The 14,887-nt window shown below is 55.4% G+C and carries 12 protein-coding genes and 1 pseudogene; 5 read left to right on the forward strand and 8 right to left on the reverse strand.

Annotated features, from left to right (window positions below):
- Positions 1–13 precede the first annotated feature (13 nt).
- Positions 14–1,186, reverse strand: a complete 1,173-nt coding sequence (locus tag NGM29_RS18890; protein ID WP_254161114.1) for an MFS transporter — start codon at positions 1,184–1,186, stop codon at positions 14–16.
- A 175-nt stretch (positions 1,187–1,361) separates the two neighbouring features.
- On the opposite strand from NGM29_RS18890, the gene NGM29_RS18895 reads away from it, so the two are divergent.
- A complete protein-coding gene (locus NGM29_RS18895) occupies positions 1,362–2,456 on the forward strand; it encodes an amidohydrolase family protein (RefSeq protein ID WP_254161116.1) in 1,095 nt (364 codons plus the stop codon).
- A gap of 3 nt (positions 2,457–2,459) precedes the next feature.
- Entirely contained in the window at positions 2,460–2,945 is a 486-nt protein-coding gene (locus tag NGM29_RS18900; protein ID WP_254161118.1) for a Rieske (2Fe-2S) protein, read from the forward strand.
- Positions 2,946–2,967: 22 nt separating this feature from the next.
- Here the strand turns inward: NGM29_RS18900 and NGM29_RS18905 are convergent, their stop codons facing one another.
- From NGM29_RS18905 to NGM29_RS18920, 4 genes are all read right to left on the reverse strand, one after another.
- On the reverse strand, positions 2,968–4,050 hold the full coding sequence (locus NGM29_RS18905; RefSeq protein ID WP_254161120.1) for a zinc-dependent alcohol dehydrogenase: 1,083 nt from the start codon (positions 4,048–4,050) through the stop codon (positions 2,968–2,970).
- A gap of 1 nt (position 4,051) precedes the next feature.
- Positions 4,052–5,059 carry an alpha-ketoacid dehydrogenase subunit beta gene (locus tag NGM29_RS18910; protein ID WP_254161122.1) on the reverse strand — a complete coding sequence of 336 codons (1,008 nt, stop codon included), beginning with the start codon at positions 5,057–5,059 and terminating at the stop codon, positions 4,052–4,054.
- Positions 5,059–6,102: a thiamine pyrophosphate-dependent dehydrogenase E1 component subunit alpha gene (locus NGM29_RS18915; RefSeq protein ID WP_254161124.1), complete on the reverse strand. Its 1,044-nt coding sequence runs from the start codon at positions 6,100–6,102 to the stop codon at positions 5,059–5,061. The genes NGM29_RS18910 and NGM29_RS18915 overlap by 1 nt, the downstream gene beginning before the upstream one ends.
- 195 nt (positions 6,103–6,297) lie before the next feature.
- Positions 6,298–7,713 (reverse strand): 2-oxo acid dehydrogenase subunit E2, encoded by a 1,416-nt coding sequence (locus tag NGM29_RS18920; protein ID WP_254161126.1) that lies wholly within the window; start codon positions 7,711–7,713, stop codon positions 6,298–6,300.
- Between the two features lie 164 nt (positions 7,714–7,877).
- Between NGM29_RS18920 and NGM29_RS18925 the strand changes: the two genes are divergently transcribed.
- From NGM29_RS18925 to NGM29_RS18935, 3 genes are all read left to right on the forward strand, one after another.
- The gene (locus NGM29_RS18925; protein WP_256548200.1) at positions 7,878–8,933 is read left to right on the forward strand and encodes a TRAP transporter substrate-binding protein; all 1,056 of its coding nucleotides are present in this window, start codon (positions 7,878–7,880) and stop codon (positions 8,931–8,933) included.
- 73 nt (positions 8,934–9,006) lie between these two features.
- A complete protein-coding gene (locus tag NGM29_RS18930) occupies positions 9,007–9,441 on the forward strand; it encodes a TRAP transporter small permease (RefSeq protein ID WP_254161130.1) in 435 nt (144 codons plus the stop codon).
- The gene (locus tag NGM29_RS18935; RefSeq protein ID WP_254161132.1) at positions 9,434–10,717 is read left to right on the forward strand and encodes a TRAP transporter large permease; all 1,284 of its coding nucleotides are present in this window, start codon (positions 9,434–9,436) and stop codon (positions 10,715–10,717) included. The genes NGM29_RS18930 and NGM29_RS18935 overlap by 8 nt, the downstream gene beginning before the upstream one ends.
- 116 nt (positions 10,718–10,833) lie before the next feature.
- Here the strand turns inward: NGM29_RS18935 and NGM29_RS18940 are convergent, their stop codons facing one another.
- From NGM29_RS18940 to NGM29_RS18950, 3 genes and pseudogenes are all read right to left on the reverse strand, one after another.
- Entirely contained in the window at positions 10,834–11,595 is a 762-nt protein-coding gene (locus NGM29_RS18940; protein WP_254161229.1) for an SDR family NAD(P)-dependent oxidoreductase, read from the reverse strand.
- Between the two features lie 1,662 nt (positions 11,596–13,257).
- Positions 13,258–14,016, reverse strand: coding sequence for an IclR family transcriptional regulator (locus NGM29_RS18945; protein ID WP_254161231.1), 759 nt, complete (start codon positions 14,014–14,016; stop codon positions 13,258–13,260).
- A gap of 213 nt (positions 14,017–14,229) precedes the next feature.
- Positions 14,230–14,711 (reverse strand): annotated as a pseudogene (locus NGM29_RS18950) (transposase domain-containing protein); the annotation flags it as partial.
- Between the last annotated feature and the right edge of the window lie 176 nt (positions 14,712–14,887).

The following is a 14,887-nucleotide window of genomic DNA, read 5'->3' on the forward strand; positions in this document are numbered from 1 at the left end:
GTCGAAAGCCCTCTCAGTAACCCCAGTCTAGAACAGCATTGAGGCTGAGCGCACAAAGCGCAAACCCGGTTGGGACGGCCAGAAAACCGAACGCGATACCCCAGCCGAAACCGTCAGACAACAGGCCAACGCCTACTGACCCCGTAGAGCCTAGGACGCCGTAGACGGTACGAACAAGTCCGAACCCCATTCCCTGTTCCTCGCTCGAGAGGTGATCGAGGAATCGGGGCAACAGTGCCGACATAAAGCTCATTCCGATTCCAAGCAGGAGGACGCCCACAGCGACGGCGACAGGGCCGGATCCGACCACGAGGACCGAGAAGGCAGCGATACTGGCTACGAGGCAACCGATGATCGTCGGGTCCCGGCCGACCCGGTCGGAAGCGTTCCCAACGACGATCTGTACGACACCTTGGATCACGAAGTATGCCCCAAACGCCATACCCGCCAGCGTTGTCGACAGTCCGTGATATCCGGCGAGAAACGCAGGTAGAAACGAAGCGGTCGCCTGCCAAGCGAACTCGCAGGCGACGGCCACAAAGACTGTGAACGCAATCGGCGGGCGCGAGAGTAGGTCAGTGACCGACTTAAGGTCGACGCGGTCCCGCATCGGTTGGGACGGTCGGCGGGGCGGCGTCGGGCGTACTCGCCAGAAGAACAGCACGAGAGTTGGGAAGGCAATGAGAGCTCCGACTGCAACAGCGGGTCGCCAGCCGTAGCGAACGGCGATCCAAGCAACGACGACCGGGGTAAGCACACCCGCGACTGGACTGCCCGTATTGTGCAGTCCAATCGCAGTCCCGATGTCGTCATAGGTTCTGGTCAATAGTGTGGTCGCGACGCTGTAGTGCAATCCAGCGAAGCACCCCAGCAGAAGTGTGCTGAAAAGGAAGAGGCCGAACACAGGCGAGATAACAATGAGAAGCGTTGCAACTCCGGTACCGCCGATGGCGAGCAAGATGATTGGCCGCTCGCCGAACCGATCCGCGAGAACGCCGCTCGGAAACTGTGCGAGCGAGTACGATAGCCATAGCAGTGTTAGTGCGAGGCCGAGAATCGCGTTCGACACACCGAAGTCGTCAACGATGTCAGGTACGACCGGGCTGATGGCTAACCGCGCCACCATCGTGACGAAAAACGCGAGTGTACAGAGCGTGAGGACAGTATGTCGGTACTGCCACTGCATCTGAGGTGTACTTGAGATGTGTTCACTCTCTATGGATACCGAAAGAGCATACCGGTTCCGGCAGACTGAGCCGCATCGCTGCGGTCGGTTACGACAGTAGCCGATGGTCGAGAATAGTTGAACAAATGATGATTAGATAAATAATTAAGTACCTTGTTGACAGACAACACACCTGATGTCTCAAGAGCAGGTGGACGAATCCACAGCGAATAGCCAGATGATTATCGACTGCGACCTTCACCAGAGCTACAGGTCGCCGGATGAAATTTCCAGATACCTGCCGAAACGGTACGATTATCGAGGGGTTCGAATCCCAACACTGACCTATGGAAACCCAGCGGGGTTCGGTCGAGAGGATGCACTCCCTGATGATACAGACGACTTCGAGTATGCAGGCTCCGAGTACTCGAAGTTCAAGGAGAACCACCTTGACCGGTACGGCATTGACTATGCGCTCCTCACCGGTCACGCCCACTTCAATATTAACGCCCTTCCGAACAGGGATTATGCGGTCGAACTCGCTCGAGCACACAACAAGTGGCTGATCAATGACTGGCTTCCGAAGGATGACCGGTTCCGAGGTTCATTGCACGTGGCGATGCAAGACCCCGAGGCGACCGCGGCGATGATCCGTGAACAGGGGACGCACCCGGACATCGTCCAGATCCTCATTCAGGGCGGTAGCACACAGGTCCCGCTGGGTGACCCCCAGTATTGGCCTGTCTACGAAGCTGCAGCCGAGCTAGACCTCCCAGTCGCCCTGCACGTTTCCTCAGAAGGGGAGGCGAACACAGGGTCGCCAACCGGCGCGGGCTTTCCAAATACCTACCTCGAGTGGCACACCACGTTTCCGGCCGTCTTCATGGGGCAACTCGCGAGTATCATCGCTGAAGGGGTGTTTGAAGAGTTCACCGACTTAAAATTCGTCTTTACCGAATGTGGCTACACCTGGGTGCCGTTTTTCATGTGGCGTATGGACGAGGAGTGGCGAGCCACGCGGGCTCAGGTACCGTGGTTAGAGCAAGCCCCAAGCGAGTATATCAGGGAGCATGTTCGTTTTACGACTCAACCCGTACACGCCCCAGAGAGGCCACATCAATTCAAACAGATCCTCGAGATGATGCACGCAGACGAGACGTTAATGTTCGCCAGCGACTACCCTCATTGGGATTCGGATTCACCCGAACACGCGCTGCCGAACCTTCCCGATGATCTCACCGACCGCATCTACTACGAGAACGCCGCGGAACTGTACGGGCTGAGCGCCTAATCCATGGTCGAACGATTCGAAATATGTCCGGCGAACGAACTACCACCGGGTGAACGAACGCTCGTTCAGCTTGGCAACATTCCGGTCGGCGTGTTCAACATCGAGGGCGAGTACCACGCGATGCAAAATGTCTGTCCCCACCAGCTTGCGCCACTGTGTGAAGGTGAGGTAACAGGGACAACGAGCGCACCGGCCGTTGGCGAGTACGAGTGGGAGTGCGACGGAGAAATCGTCCGCTGCCCGTGGCACGGTTGGGAGTTCGAGATCTCCTCCGGTGAGTCGGTATTCAATCCTCACGGTGTGCGTACGCGAACGTTCGAGACTGCCGTCGAAGGTGGTAACGATGCCGACTCACAAGCAGCCGTGAAAACTGACGAGGCTGTCTCCTCTGAGTGTCAACGCGAGGGAACCACGTTACGCGGCGACGAACCGCCGGTCAATACCTACGACGTCGAAGTCGAATCCGAGACGGTCGTCGTCTACATCTGACCGGATTTCATCGTATCCCCCCTTATTCTGGAGAGAGTGCGGCGTGAACGATCTCCGGATCGAACGCGTCTCCTGGAAGTTGGCGTTTGATTGCCGTTTCGGCCTCCGAAACAGGGAACACATGTGAATTGATCCGCTCGACGTCGTCAGCGTTGCGTTCGAGAATCGCCATTGCGCGTTCGACATCGAGCGCCTGCCCACGACCACCCAAGACAGAGATTTCATCGACGACAATTCGGTCTAGCTCGACCGAGGTCTCGCTTCCAGTCAGACCGACGAGGACGGCCGTACCGCGCGGCCGCACTAGGTCGATCCCGAGCTGAATCGCTGGTGACGCCGGAGCGGTGACGACGACTACGTCGAACCCCTCGCCATCGGTCGGCTCGAGTGCGCGCTCGGCGATGTTGTCTTGATCGGAATACAACGTTTCGGTCGCCCCGATGTCCGCAGCGAGATCGAGTTTAGTGTCGTCTTGTTCGAGTCCGAGTACGACCACCGGATCGGCGCCCGCCTCCGCGGCGACGATGGTCGAGGCTAGCCCTTGCGCACCTGGGCCAACGATGGCGACACTGTCGCCAGGTGAAACGTCCCCCTTCCGTAGGATCCAGCGAACGCCGTTTCCGATGACACTGCCCAGACACGCTGCACGGCCCGAGACGTCGTCACTGATGGGGTGGAGGCGCGAGTCCGGGTCGAGGTACATATATTCGCCGTAGCCTCCCCACAGGTGCGGTGGCTCCGTTGCGGAGAGCGTGACTCCGTAGCTGCGATTCTCATCACACATGTGGTAGTGACCGCGCTGACAGTCCTGGCAGTCGAAACACGGGATGTAGGGTTCGGGCATGACGCGGTCGCCGACTTCGAGTCCCCAGCGCTCAAGGGTCTCCTCAGCACCGTCGACGATGCGTCCGGCCACCTCATGGCCGAGTAGCAGGGGGAACGAGTCGAACGGTGACTTTCCTTTGTAGATGCCGATATCGGAGCCACAGACTGACGTTGTTTCGACCTCAAGGAGAGCACCGTAGTCCGAGACGTCCGGGACGTCGAACGTCTCGGGTTCGAGGCGCCCGGGCTCGTGAAGGACCATTGATTCGGTTGTCTGCATTTTACTCGACCCGTCGGATTGCACGTTTGATGTCGGCTCCGTTGGGAAGCACCTCCTTTTCGAGTCCGGGCGCAAACGGAATTGGCGTATCTGGTACGCCGACGCGCTGTGGCGGCGCATCGAGCGTGAAAAAGCCGTCTTCGACGACTCTCGAGGAGACCTCGGCGTGGAATCCATACGACATTGGGCTCTCGTCCGCGATGACGAGTCGGCCCGTCTTGGCGACACTTTCGATGATCGTCTCAGCGTCAAGAGGGTACAGCGTCCGTGGATCGATCACCTCGACGCTGACGTCGCCCTCGAGATCCTGTGCGACCGACATCGCCTCGCTGAACAGTCGCTGTGTCGCGACGACGGTGACATCCTCACCAAGGTGTTCGATGGAGGCTTCACCGATCGGGATAGTGTGGTCGTCACTGGTCGGCACCTCACCGCGTTCGTCGTAAATTGTCTTGTTCTCGAAGAATACGACGGGATCGGGTGAACGGATACTCGATTTGATCAGCCCCTTCGCGGCCGTCGGCGTTGACGGTGCGACGGTCTTAATCCCGGGAAGATGGGAAACGAGCGTGTGTACGGTGCCAGAGTGCTGGGCGGCTGCGCTTAGTCCCGCACCTTCGGTCGCACGCAGGACGAGCGGAACTTCGCTGGCACCGCCAAACATGTATCGGGTCTTGCCTGCCTGGTTCATGATCTGGTCGAAGCAGACCCCGATGAAGTCGGAGAAACTCAACTCGACGACCGGTCGAAGTCCGGTCGCGGCGGCACCGACTGCACCGCCTACTTGGGCAGCCTCGCTGATCGGCGTGTTCCGGACGCGCCGTCCGCCGAACTCCTCATACAGGCCGGCGGTCACCTCGAAGGACTCGCCATCCTCCTCGTCTTGCCCGTACAGCATGACCGCATCGTCGTTTTTCATCTCCTCACGAAGTCCTTCGCGGATGGCTTCGCGGAACGTTATCGTCTCGGTGCTCTCAGTGGATTCGGTTGTCGCTCCAGTCTTTGACATCAGTACTCACCCCAATGTGGCTGTTCACGCGCTAGACGCTCGCGGTGCTGTTCGATCTCCGGTACCGTCTCGACGAAAACGTCCTCGTATGCCTCGTCGGCGTCGGCTTCGTCGGCCTTGCGGGCGAACTCGAGCGCGTCAGCCATCTTGGCCTCGGCCGTCTCACGAAGCTCTTCTAGCCCCGACTCAGTCAGTTCGCCCGCCTCGATTAGTTTCCTGGCAAAGTTCGATATCGGATCACGCTCGTCGCGCCACTCCTCGATCTCCTCGTCCGACCGGTATGGCTGCTGGTCGCCTTCGAAGTGCCCTCTATATCGGTACGTCTTAGCTTCGATGATTGTCGGACCCTCGTCCTCGAGTGCGCGCTGGCGCGCCTCGGAGACGGCCTCGTGAACGGCCTCTACATCTTGGCCGTCAACAACGACACCGGGAACGCCGTAGGAAGCGGACATGTCCGCGAGGTCCTCGATGTTGTGTTGTTCGTCAAATACCATCCCCTCAGAGTATAGGTTGTTTTCGATGACGAATACAACTGGGAGTCCCCACGTCGCTGCGAGGTTGAAGGACTCATGAACCTGCCCCTCCGCGACGGCACCATCGCCTATGAACGCCAGCGAAATCCAGTCCTCATTGCCGTATTGGGCCGTGATTCCGGCACCCATAGCAAGAGGGGCGCTCGCGCCGACGATCGGCTGGGCACCGAGCATCCCCTGGTCAAGGTCCGCAACGTGCATCGAGCCACCCTTGCCCCGACACTGTCCGGGCTCTTTACCGTAGAGCTCAGCGAGCAATCGGTCGGGCTCAAGCCCCTTCGCGATACTGTGGCCATGGGCACGGTGCGTGCTCGTAATGTAATCTCCCTCGCGAAGTGCGCCACAGGTACCGACAGCGACCGCCTCCTGTCCCTGCGAGAGGTGAACGAACCCCGGAATCTCTCCGTCGGCAAACTGATCCTGTACGGTATCCTCAAAGGCACGTGCGAGTAGCATCTTTTCAAGTGCCTCCTGTCTTCCTTCTGGGCTATCGATGTTCAGGAAAGTCATTCGTGACTGTTCACACAAAGCCACTACGGATACATATTCGTTCTGGATGGGGAGCGTTTCTCCCGGATCGTTTCCAGCAGTTACGACTACCGACGTAGAAACCTGAATAGGGCCGAGTGAACTACCCCGCCCTACTCGTCTAGGGCGACTCCTTGAGGACGGGAGCTTAGCACCCTCACCGCACTGCTAAATCCATCAACTATTGATTATTTCCGATGCCGCTTCGAGGGTATCGGCTAACGTCTGCAAGAAGCGGGCGGCGTCAGCGCCGTCAATCACCCGGTGATCGAACGAGAGACTGAAGCCCATCTGCTTGCGGAACTCGATGCCGTTCTCGGTTTGTTTCGCTTCCTCTTTAATGCGGTTGACGCCGAGAATTGCAACTTGGGGTGGGTTAATGATCGGCGTGAACGAATCAACACTGAATACGCCAAGGTTCGAGATCGTAAACGTCCCCTCCTGAAGATCGCTCGAGGAGTAGCGCTGGTTTAGGACCCGATCAGTCAGTGCGCCTCGCTGGTGGGCAATTTCGGTCACTGACATCGGCTCGACATCCCGAAGAACTGGCGTCACTAGTCCCGCATCGATGTCAACCGCAAACCCGATGTTGTGCTCCTCGTAGATGGTGTGAGTCTCCCCATCAAATGTCGCATTGAACGCCGGATGCGCTGCTAGCGTTTCGCTCACAGCCCCCAGCAGGATATCGGTAACCGAGACGACATCGCCGGCTTCATCGGCGGCATCAAGCATGGCTTCAGCATCAACCCACCGATCGACCGTGACGTGGGGTGCCTCCCAACTCTCACTGAGTCTACGCGCGATCGTCGATCGCATTCCCGTCAGTGGTCGTTCCTCCCGAACGGTCAGGGACTCGGTTGTCGTCGGTAATTCGCTCGCGTCACTTGTGGTTGTGATGTCGCGTTCAGCGGCCGCCTCGACGTCTCCTGCGCGGATAGACCCGTGTGGTCCCGTTCCTGAGATTGACCCCAGCGGGATGTCTAGGGTGGCAGCCTGTTTCCTCGCCCGCGGCGTAACGAGATCCGATTCACGGGTCTCTACGCTCGCTCCAGACTGGGGCGGCGTAACCGAGGCGGTATTACCCGAAACTGCTCGTTCGACGTCGTTCGCAGTTATCGCGCCCTTCGGTCCGGTCCCCGAAAGTCTCTCGAGAGAACAGTCGTACTCGCGGGCCAGTTGCTTGGCTTTTGGCGTCGCCCGGACGTGTTCGGACGGGGCTGTCGAGTCGTCAACCGTAGTCTCGTCCGCTGATTCCAACCCTTCGGCCCCAGACTCCTTACTGGCTGCGCCCGATTCGCCATCGAGGTTTACCCCCTCGGACTCAACCATCGAGAGCAACTCATCGATGTCCTCATCGGCTGTAGCGACGATTCCCATCGGAGCACCCGGCTCGACCTCTTCGCCCTCTCCGAGTATCGTGCGACGGAGGACACCGTCTTCGCGCGAGGCAACTTCCGCGACGGTCTTCTCGGACTCGATTTCGGCGAGCACATCGTTGTCGGTGACGACCTCTCCCTCCTCGAAGAACCACTCGAGAAGAACGCCGGTTTGCATCTCTACACCGAGCTTTGGCATCCTAACGATATACGACATCTACCAGTACTGTTCGTCCCTATCTTAAAAAATACTCTGTTGGAGGTCGTTTGGGCGTTTCAGTCTGGATGAGGTATGCAACTACAACCGGACGGGATGGTACAATATGTACGTTTGTTTCTGGTGCCGAAAGGACTTTGTATGATAGGTGTACTCAATCGACTATGGCAAACATAGGTCATAATTTGTCCAGTCGGTCGCGCAGACAGTACCTCAAATCGGTCGCTGCACTCTCTGCGGCTGGGGCCGCCGGATTCGCAGGCTGTCTCGGCGATGACGACGGTGGGTACTCGTTGGAAGCGAACGCGGCGGGTGCTGATGGAACCGTTCACGGCGACGTAGCCAAGATGGTGGGCGAGCGGCTCTCCGAGAAGACCGATGGTGAGATTGAAATCGATGCCTTCACCGACAACGAACTCGGTGGGCTCAACGAATCGATGGAGAACGTCGCGTCAGGTGCGCTCGACATTTACGTCAATGTGTACGGACTGGCTGCGGGCTTCTACCCGGAGGCCCAGATATTCGACGCGCCATACATGTACGATGACGATGATCCATACGAACACATGATAGAGGTGACGGACCCTACCCAATCCGAAAGTGCCGAAGAACTCATCGAAGCTATCGCCGAGGAAACGGGCCTACGTTCACTCGGAACATTCCCACAGGGTACGCGAAGGGTCAGCATCTCCGGCGACGCTGTCTACCATCCAGACGACATGGAAGACATTCTCCTTCGGGGCGTCCCGGTGCCAATTTTCGAAGAAACGGTTGTCGGACTCGGTGCACAGGTCACGGAACTAGACTGGGGCGAAGTACCTCAGGCGCTTTCGACGGGATCTGTCGACGGACAGGAGAACCCGTACGAAATCATGGTCGGGGCGGGAATCCAAGAGCACACCGACTACGTTCTCGAGACTAACCACATGCACCCGGCGCTGGCGTTCTGGATCAACGACGATCTGTGGCAGGAATTTTCCGATGAACAGCAGGACCTCTTCTACGAAGCGATTCACGAAGCCCAGCCAGAAGCTGTCGAGCAACTCGAGACTAATATTGACGAATCGAGAGACGCGTTCCTTGACGAGGGTGCTGAGATAATCACTAAGGACGAACTTGAGTACGATGCGTTCGTCTCACAAACACGAGAACACATCAGCAACGAATTCCCAGACTTCGTAGAACGGATTGAAGAGATCAGTGGCGAAACGTACGAATAAACGGCCTAACTGACTGACCATGTCTTTCACCAAACACCTTAAAAAGTTGTCACTGTATGTGACGAGTGTCGGTGTGATCGCAATCCCAGTCGTCATCTTGGCTATCATCCTTACTAGGAATGCCGGAATCAGAGTCAGCGGATTGCTCCCGTTGGCCCAAATCATTGGAGTCTGGGTGGTCTTTCTGCTGTTGGGAATGCTCGGGAGGGAACAGCGTCACATCCAGATTGGTTTCTTCACCGACAAGCTTCCTACACCGCTGGACCGATGGCACAAAATTAGCCTTCTTATTGTCAATATTAGCGCATGTGTGATATTCGCCTACAGCGCCATGATCGCGTTTATCGAGGGCTTTAACTCGACAGTTTCCGGTCTCGGTGTCCCGAGTGCGGTCTACTTCCTTGCACCCTTACTAGGGTTTACGCTGTTGCTCAGCGCCTACATCCTAGAGTTCGCCGCCTCGTTCGATTCAACGAAGAAATTGGTAGGGGTGTCCGCGGATGATTAATGAAGGAGTCCTAGTCGTCGTTCTCTTTTTCGTTCTCGCATTGCTGCGTGTCCCAGTATTCATTGCGCTCGGCTTGCCAGCGTCGGTGTACATGTTGGTGTTTTTCGGTTCGCCGATGGAATTTCCTGTCAACAGAATGGTTCGGACGGTCGACTCATTCACGCTGCTCGCGGTACCCATTTTCATCTATGTCGGAGCGTTGATGAACCATGGTGAGGTGACCGACAAAATCTTCGACTTTGCAGACGATATCGTTGGTCACCTGACCGGCGGCCTGGCTCAGGTCAACATCCTGACGAGCCTCATTTTCTCCGGTATTTCGGGGTCGGCACTTGCGGATATCGGCGGGGTCGGGAAGGTGCTAATACACACGATGACTGACCGAGGCTACGACAACAGTTTCTCGGCTGCGTTGACCAGCGCCTCGGCGACGATCGGACCGCTGTTCCCGCCAAGTATCCCGCTGATCCTTTATGGAATCCTTGCAGAGGAGTCGATTCTCGATCTGTTAATTGCCGGGGCGCTCCCCGCAATTGCGACCGTAATCTTCCTTATGGTCGGGACGTTCATCATCGCCTACCGGAATGATTTCCCAGCAAATGATCACCGGGCGCCACTCAAGTCGATTGGTCGTTCGTTCATCGTCGCACTTCCGGCACTCGTGACGCCGGTTGTCCTGATCGTTGGGATGCTCTCGGGGTACTTCGGGCCGACGGAAGCCGCGGCTGTTACCGTCATCTACATCCTGTTCATCAACCTCACGGTCTACCGAATCACGAACCTCCGGTACATCTGGGACGCCGCGGTCGAAACAGCGAAGACCACAAGCGTCATCCTCGTCATCCTTGGCGCTGCCGGACTGTTCGCATACGTCCTCTCCGTTGAGCGGATCGATCAGCAGTTCGCGGAGTTCCTATTCAGTATCTCTGAGACACCGGCCATCGTTCTCTTCATGGTGATTCTCCTCGTACTCGCACTTGGTTTAGTGCTCGACCCGTTAGCTGCTCTCGTAATGATCACTCCCATCGTCGTGCCGCCGCTCACCTCAGTCGGCTACGATCCGATTCACATGGGCGTTGTCGTCGTTTACGGGCTCATGATCGGTCTCCTGACGCCGCCGCTTGGGTTGTCAGTCTATCTCTCGGCCGACATCGCGGGTGCAGATCCGATTGAGGTCTTCCGGTCGAGCGTTCCATTCTACGGGATGCTCTTGGCCGGCCTCTTCGTCATCGCCTATATCCCAGAAATCAGCTTGTATATGCTCCGATTCACCTGACTTAGGCTGTCACCGTTTTTCGGCTCGAACGGAAATCTGCCCATCGAGTCGTTCGATTCGGGTATTGCCGATTTGTCCACCGTAAGGAGATAGCACCGTCATACTATGCTGATTCGTTACTGGACCGTGAACCCGCCGTCAACCGGAAGCGCGATCCCGGTGACGTACTCAGCGAGATCCGACGCCAAAAACACCGTCGCCTTTCCAACGTCGTCAGGTCGTCCCCAACGACCGAGCGGGATTTCCGCTTCGGCAGTCTCTAAGCGTTGCTTCTCGTCGGTCATTTCGTTGATCCGTTCGGTCTCCGTTGGCCCAGGGCAAACCGCATTCGCGCGGATACCGTATTCACCTCCCTCCTGTGCAACGTGTTTCGTAAGTCCCACGACACCCCATTTGGATGTCGTGTAGTGTGCGCCGGCGAGAAGGCTGATACGCAAACCAGCCGTCGATGCAATATTAACGATCCGGCCACCACCCTGTGCTTTCATCTCGGAAAACGCCGCCGCAGAACAGTTCTGAACGCCGGTCACGTTCACGTCGAGTACCTGCCTCCAGGTCCGTTCGTCGATTTCATCGTACTGCTGTGGCGAGATTATCGCCGCATTGTTAACCAATACGTCGAGTGCACCGAACCGTTCCACCGTTTCATCAACAATGCGTTCAGCGTCGTCCACGGTTGAGACGTCGCCGATCGCGGTTGTCGTCTCGACACCGTACTCTTCGTGCAGGGCCATCGCCACGGTATCGGCTGCTTCGCTGTCAATGTCGTTGATCGCGACGTCACAACCGTGTGCGGCTAGACGAGTGGCGATTCCACGTCCGATTCCTCTTCCTGCTCCCGTAACGAGCGCAACGTCATCAGTAAGTAACTTTGCCATCGTCAATTGTTGTACACACCCGTATTTAGTATTACTGACAGTGGCATCATCTCATCACTTGATGGTGATCTCGAAGCCGATTGGGTGTTCGATCGGGGGTGGCCCAGACCACGACACCCCCGATATCAACGGAGGAGAGCGGTCGTTTATCGCCCTGATTTCCGTGGCTTGACGCTTTTATCTGTAGACGGCACCATTCGACTGGTACCTCACAACGTGGCACTCTCAGACAAATACTGTCGGACAGAACCAAATTATATTCGATATATGTGAATTCTACGTCCAAAATCACCGGCATTATATCCAATGTTATTATAAGAAAGAATAAAAGTTCTACAACAATAATATAACTCTTTCGTTCATTATTGAATTCCGAAACCGGACCTATTCGAATGGTCTACGTTGGTCTGTGTCGGTTGGCAACGCCCCTTATAGTTTTTTGTGAACGTGCGTCACTACCGAGCACTCATCAGACATTCCTAAAAACTCTTGTCGTGAACCCCGTTAGACGATAAAATGATACTTTATTCTACATTAGGACTGTTCGAGACGCTCGATAAATCGATCAACAGATGGTCACACAGCTGGCTTACATAAAAATTCGTGTTTTGTGAATCCAGACCGCGACGTGACGGATTCATTTAAAATGGTCCTACACCGCGCTACACAGGTTCGATCATGGCGCCCCTTCTATTACAAATTTATGTTTGTAATGATGTCGGCGGCAGTGAGTAGGATGCGTGCCCCTGGGAAAGGCTACCTAAAGATGTCGGCTATCACCGTTGCTATCGGATTATAAGTATTCGGCAAGAGTGAACGAATACGTGTCGGTTGAAATCTCATGTCGCGCGGAGTCCATGTCGATGTGTTGTCCGAGAGTCGAGCCGGTCCGTTGGCCGCCCTTCGGTGTCGCGTCGCTCATTTACGACCCCGAACATCGCCCAGGATAGGTCCTAACTTCTTCATGACACGTTTGGAATTCCAAGTGAAAATCGTTGATAGGAGATAAGATCATGATAAATTCGAGACATTACATGGTTGCGTGATGACGTCGCGATAGCTACTAATGACGTAAGCAGAAACAGACGTGAGATCAGTCGAATTCTGGTAGAACAAGGTGCTACTGTCGTCACTGTGGATTTCCAATCCGATTCCAGTCAAGGAAGTCCTCAAACTGACTCCACTATACAGCGTCTTTATCACCTATCTATCGATATCCCGATCAGTATCTATAAGTGATAATCAAATGATATAGGGCTGAATCCTGAGATTCATTGACGGCTGCGGTTCTACTTCAGGAATATTATGTGAAAATCTGGCAGTGGTGAATCCCAAACTCTGGGCGGCTGGGACTCTCGTTACAAACGAATTCGAAAGAGCCAACGATGCGGTCCGGCCTCAGCAGTATCCCGTTTACGACAATGAGCGTACTCTTCCTCTCCTTACTATCAATTCGTATCGATATCTCTCCCTCTGAGATGTCTTCGAACTGTTTTTGAATACTCATTCGGACGTTAGCAAGTTCGAATGCGGCCTCGCCTGAGGAGCACTGCCTCGTTTCTCGCACCGCTATCGCACCCAGAGCACTCAGTAACGAGGACTGCAGACACAGCATAGCTCGACTGTACCGGATTTTTCGTTCAAACCACCAACCGACGGGCATCATGACGGGCGATATAACGAGCGAACATCGTCTTCGAACTCGGCCTTTACCTGTTGGAGGGCCTCGAGAAACTCATCCTCAAGGCGAGTGCTCGCGACGCGATACGTAGGTCCCCCGACGCTAAGGGCCCCGGCAATGGACGAATCCGGCCGCTCGACGACCACGGCGACGGCAGAGAGACCGGGCATGAGTTCATCGTGGTTCAACGCATATCCCTGGCGACGAATCGTCTCCAGTTCGTCGAACAGGTCCTCTTCGTTCGTAATCGTGTGCTCCGTTCTCTCTGACAGTCCCCACTGATCGATCACTGATGAAACCTCCTCGTCCGACATCTCGGCTAGTATCGCCTTTCCACTGGCCGTGTCGTGCATGGAATAGTTGCCACCGACGTCGTACGTCGGATCGTTTGGAATGCTGTTTCCATAGAGTATGGTTATTCGCCCGTGTTCTTCGACGGCAAAATTAGCCCCCTCTTTGGTCATTGATACAAGGTTCTCGACATGGTCCTCGGCGTACCGATACTCAGGTTTCCGCTGTCTCGCGTAATTACCATAGTAGAAAAACTGAAGACTGAGATGGTATTTGTCCCCTTCCTTAACGAGCAATTGGTTCTCCTCAAGCGTCTTGAGATGCCCATGAACTGTACTGTTAGCCAATTCCAACTGGTCGCTCAACTCGTTCATCGTGGCTCCATTGAATTTCTTTAGAAGCTCAACGATCTTGAACGAGGTTTCGGTAGTTTTGACCCGCCGTGACATCGTCAACTAATGGAAAATCAAGACGTGCACATATAAAGATTCGCATTAAGTGAATTTCGTTGTTCAGAATAGCGTTGTATAGCGTGAGTTGGTGAAGTTCGTGTCTATGCTATAGTCATCGTGATTAGTTAAGCTAATTCCACCGAGCGTCAAAGACTTGGAACCCGTCTCAACTGTTAATGGATGGACGGGACTGAAAATATTACAGAACTATATTGTTCGTCGTTTCATCTTTCGAACGACATGTTCAGCGCTGTTCCGATTTCCGTGTCATTCGGGTCGAAATGGGAGTCCAGCTCGTTGCAATGCAGCCGCTAAATGATGCGCATGGCCGGTGAGAAAAACGCCGTGGTTCTCACAATATTCTCGAAGAAATTGCTGTGTTGCTGCCGTCGTTGTAATTGTAAAGAGCCGTACGTGCAAGATTTCGTTCGTCTCGAGACCGGCAGTAGCGTACAGCCAGAACTGTTGGCCGTTGATTCGGCTCACGGTTTCGTCGAGGGCGACGTGATTCGGACTCGCATTGTTGGCTGGTTGTGGGTCGGCTTTCTGCACCCAGTCGTGGACAGCTTTTCGCGACCGTTCGATATCGAATCCCTCAAATTTTGAGATAGTATTTAAAGCGATAATTAAGCAAGGTGGAGGCGAATACCAAGCTTCATCAGTCGACGCGGTGTCCGCTCTCGCCTAGACACTCAGAAAATCGTCTTGTCTCACCCTTCATCCTTAAGTGAACACGACGAACATTCACTCCAGATCAATTGGCCCCATGGCACTATCCTAATCATAAAATCTCTAAACTGATTAAAAGACATGGAGAAGAATCTGGCGTGTTAACCAACGGTCTGGTATCTCTGCGCCGTGTGTGGGT

The sequence above is a fragment of the Natronosalvus rutilus genome (assembly GCF_024204665.1).
Taxonomy (GTDB): domain Archaea; phylum Halobacteriota; class Halobacteria; order Halobacteriales; family Natrialbaceae; genus Natronosalvus; species Natronosalvus rutilus.

Excerpts from the sequence above, each read along its gene's own strand:
- NGM29_RS18890 (WP_254161114.1), bottom strand. The coding sequence starts at position 1,186 with ATGCAGTGGCAGTACCGACATACTGTCCTCACGCTCTGTACACTCGCG.
- NGM29_RS18895 (WP_254161116.1), top strand. The coding sequence starts at position 1,362 with ATGTCTCAAGAGCAGGTGGACGAATCCACAGCGAATAGCCAGATGATT.
- NGM29_RS18900 (WP_254161118.1), top strand. The coding sequence starts at position 2,460 with ATGGTCGAACGATTCGAAATATGTCCGGCGAACGAACTACCACCGGGT.
- NGM29_RS18905 (WP_254161120.1), bottom strand. The coding sequence starts at position 4,050 with ATGCAGACAACCGAATCAATGGTCCTTCACGAGCCCGGGCGCCTCGAA.
- NGM29_RS18910 (WP_254161122.1), bottom strand. The coding sequence starts at position 5,059 with ATGTCAAAGACTGGAGCGACAACCGAATCCACTGAGAGCACCGAGACG.
- NGM29_RS18915 (WP_254161124.1), bottom strand. The coding sequence starts at position 6,102 with ATGACTTTCCTGAACATCGATAGCCCAGAAGGAAGACAGGAGGCACTT.
- NGM29_RS18920 (WP_254161126.1), bottom strand. The coding sequence starts at position 7,713 with ATGTCGTATATCGTTAGGATGCCAAAGCTCGGTGTAGAGATGCAAACC.
- NGM29_RS18925 (WP_256548200.1), top strand. The coding sequence starts at position 7,878 with ATGGCAAACATAGGTCATAATTTGTCCAGTCGGTCGCGCAGACAGTAC.
- NGM29_RS18935 (WP_254161132.1), top strand. The coding sequence starts at position 9,434 with ATGATTAATGAAGGAGTCCTAGTCGTCGTTCTCTTTTTCGTTCTCGCA.
- NGM29_RS18940 (WP_254161229.1), bottom strand. The coding sequence starts at position 11,595 with ATGGCAAAGTTACTTACTGATGACGTTGCGCTCGTTACGGGAGCAGGA.
- NGM29_RS18945 (WP_254161231.1), bottom strand. The coding sequence starts at position 14,016 with ATGTCACGGCGGGTCAAAACTACCGAAACCTCGTTCAAGATCGTTGAG.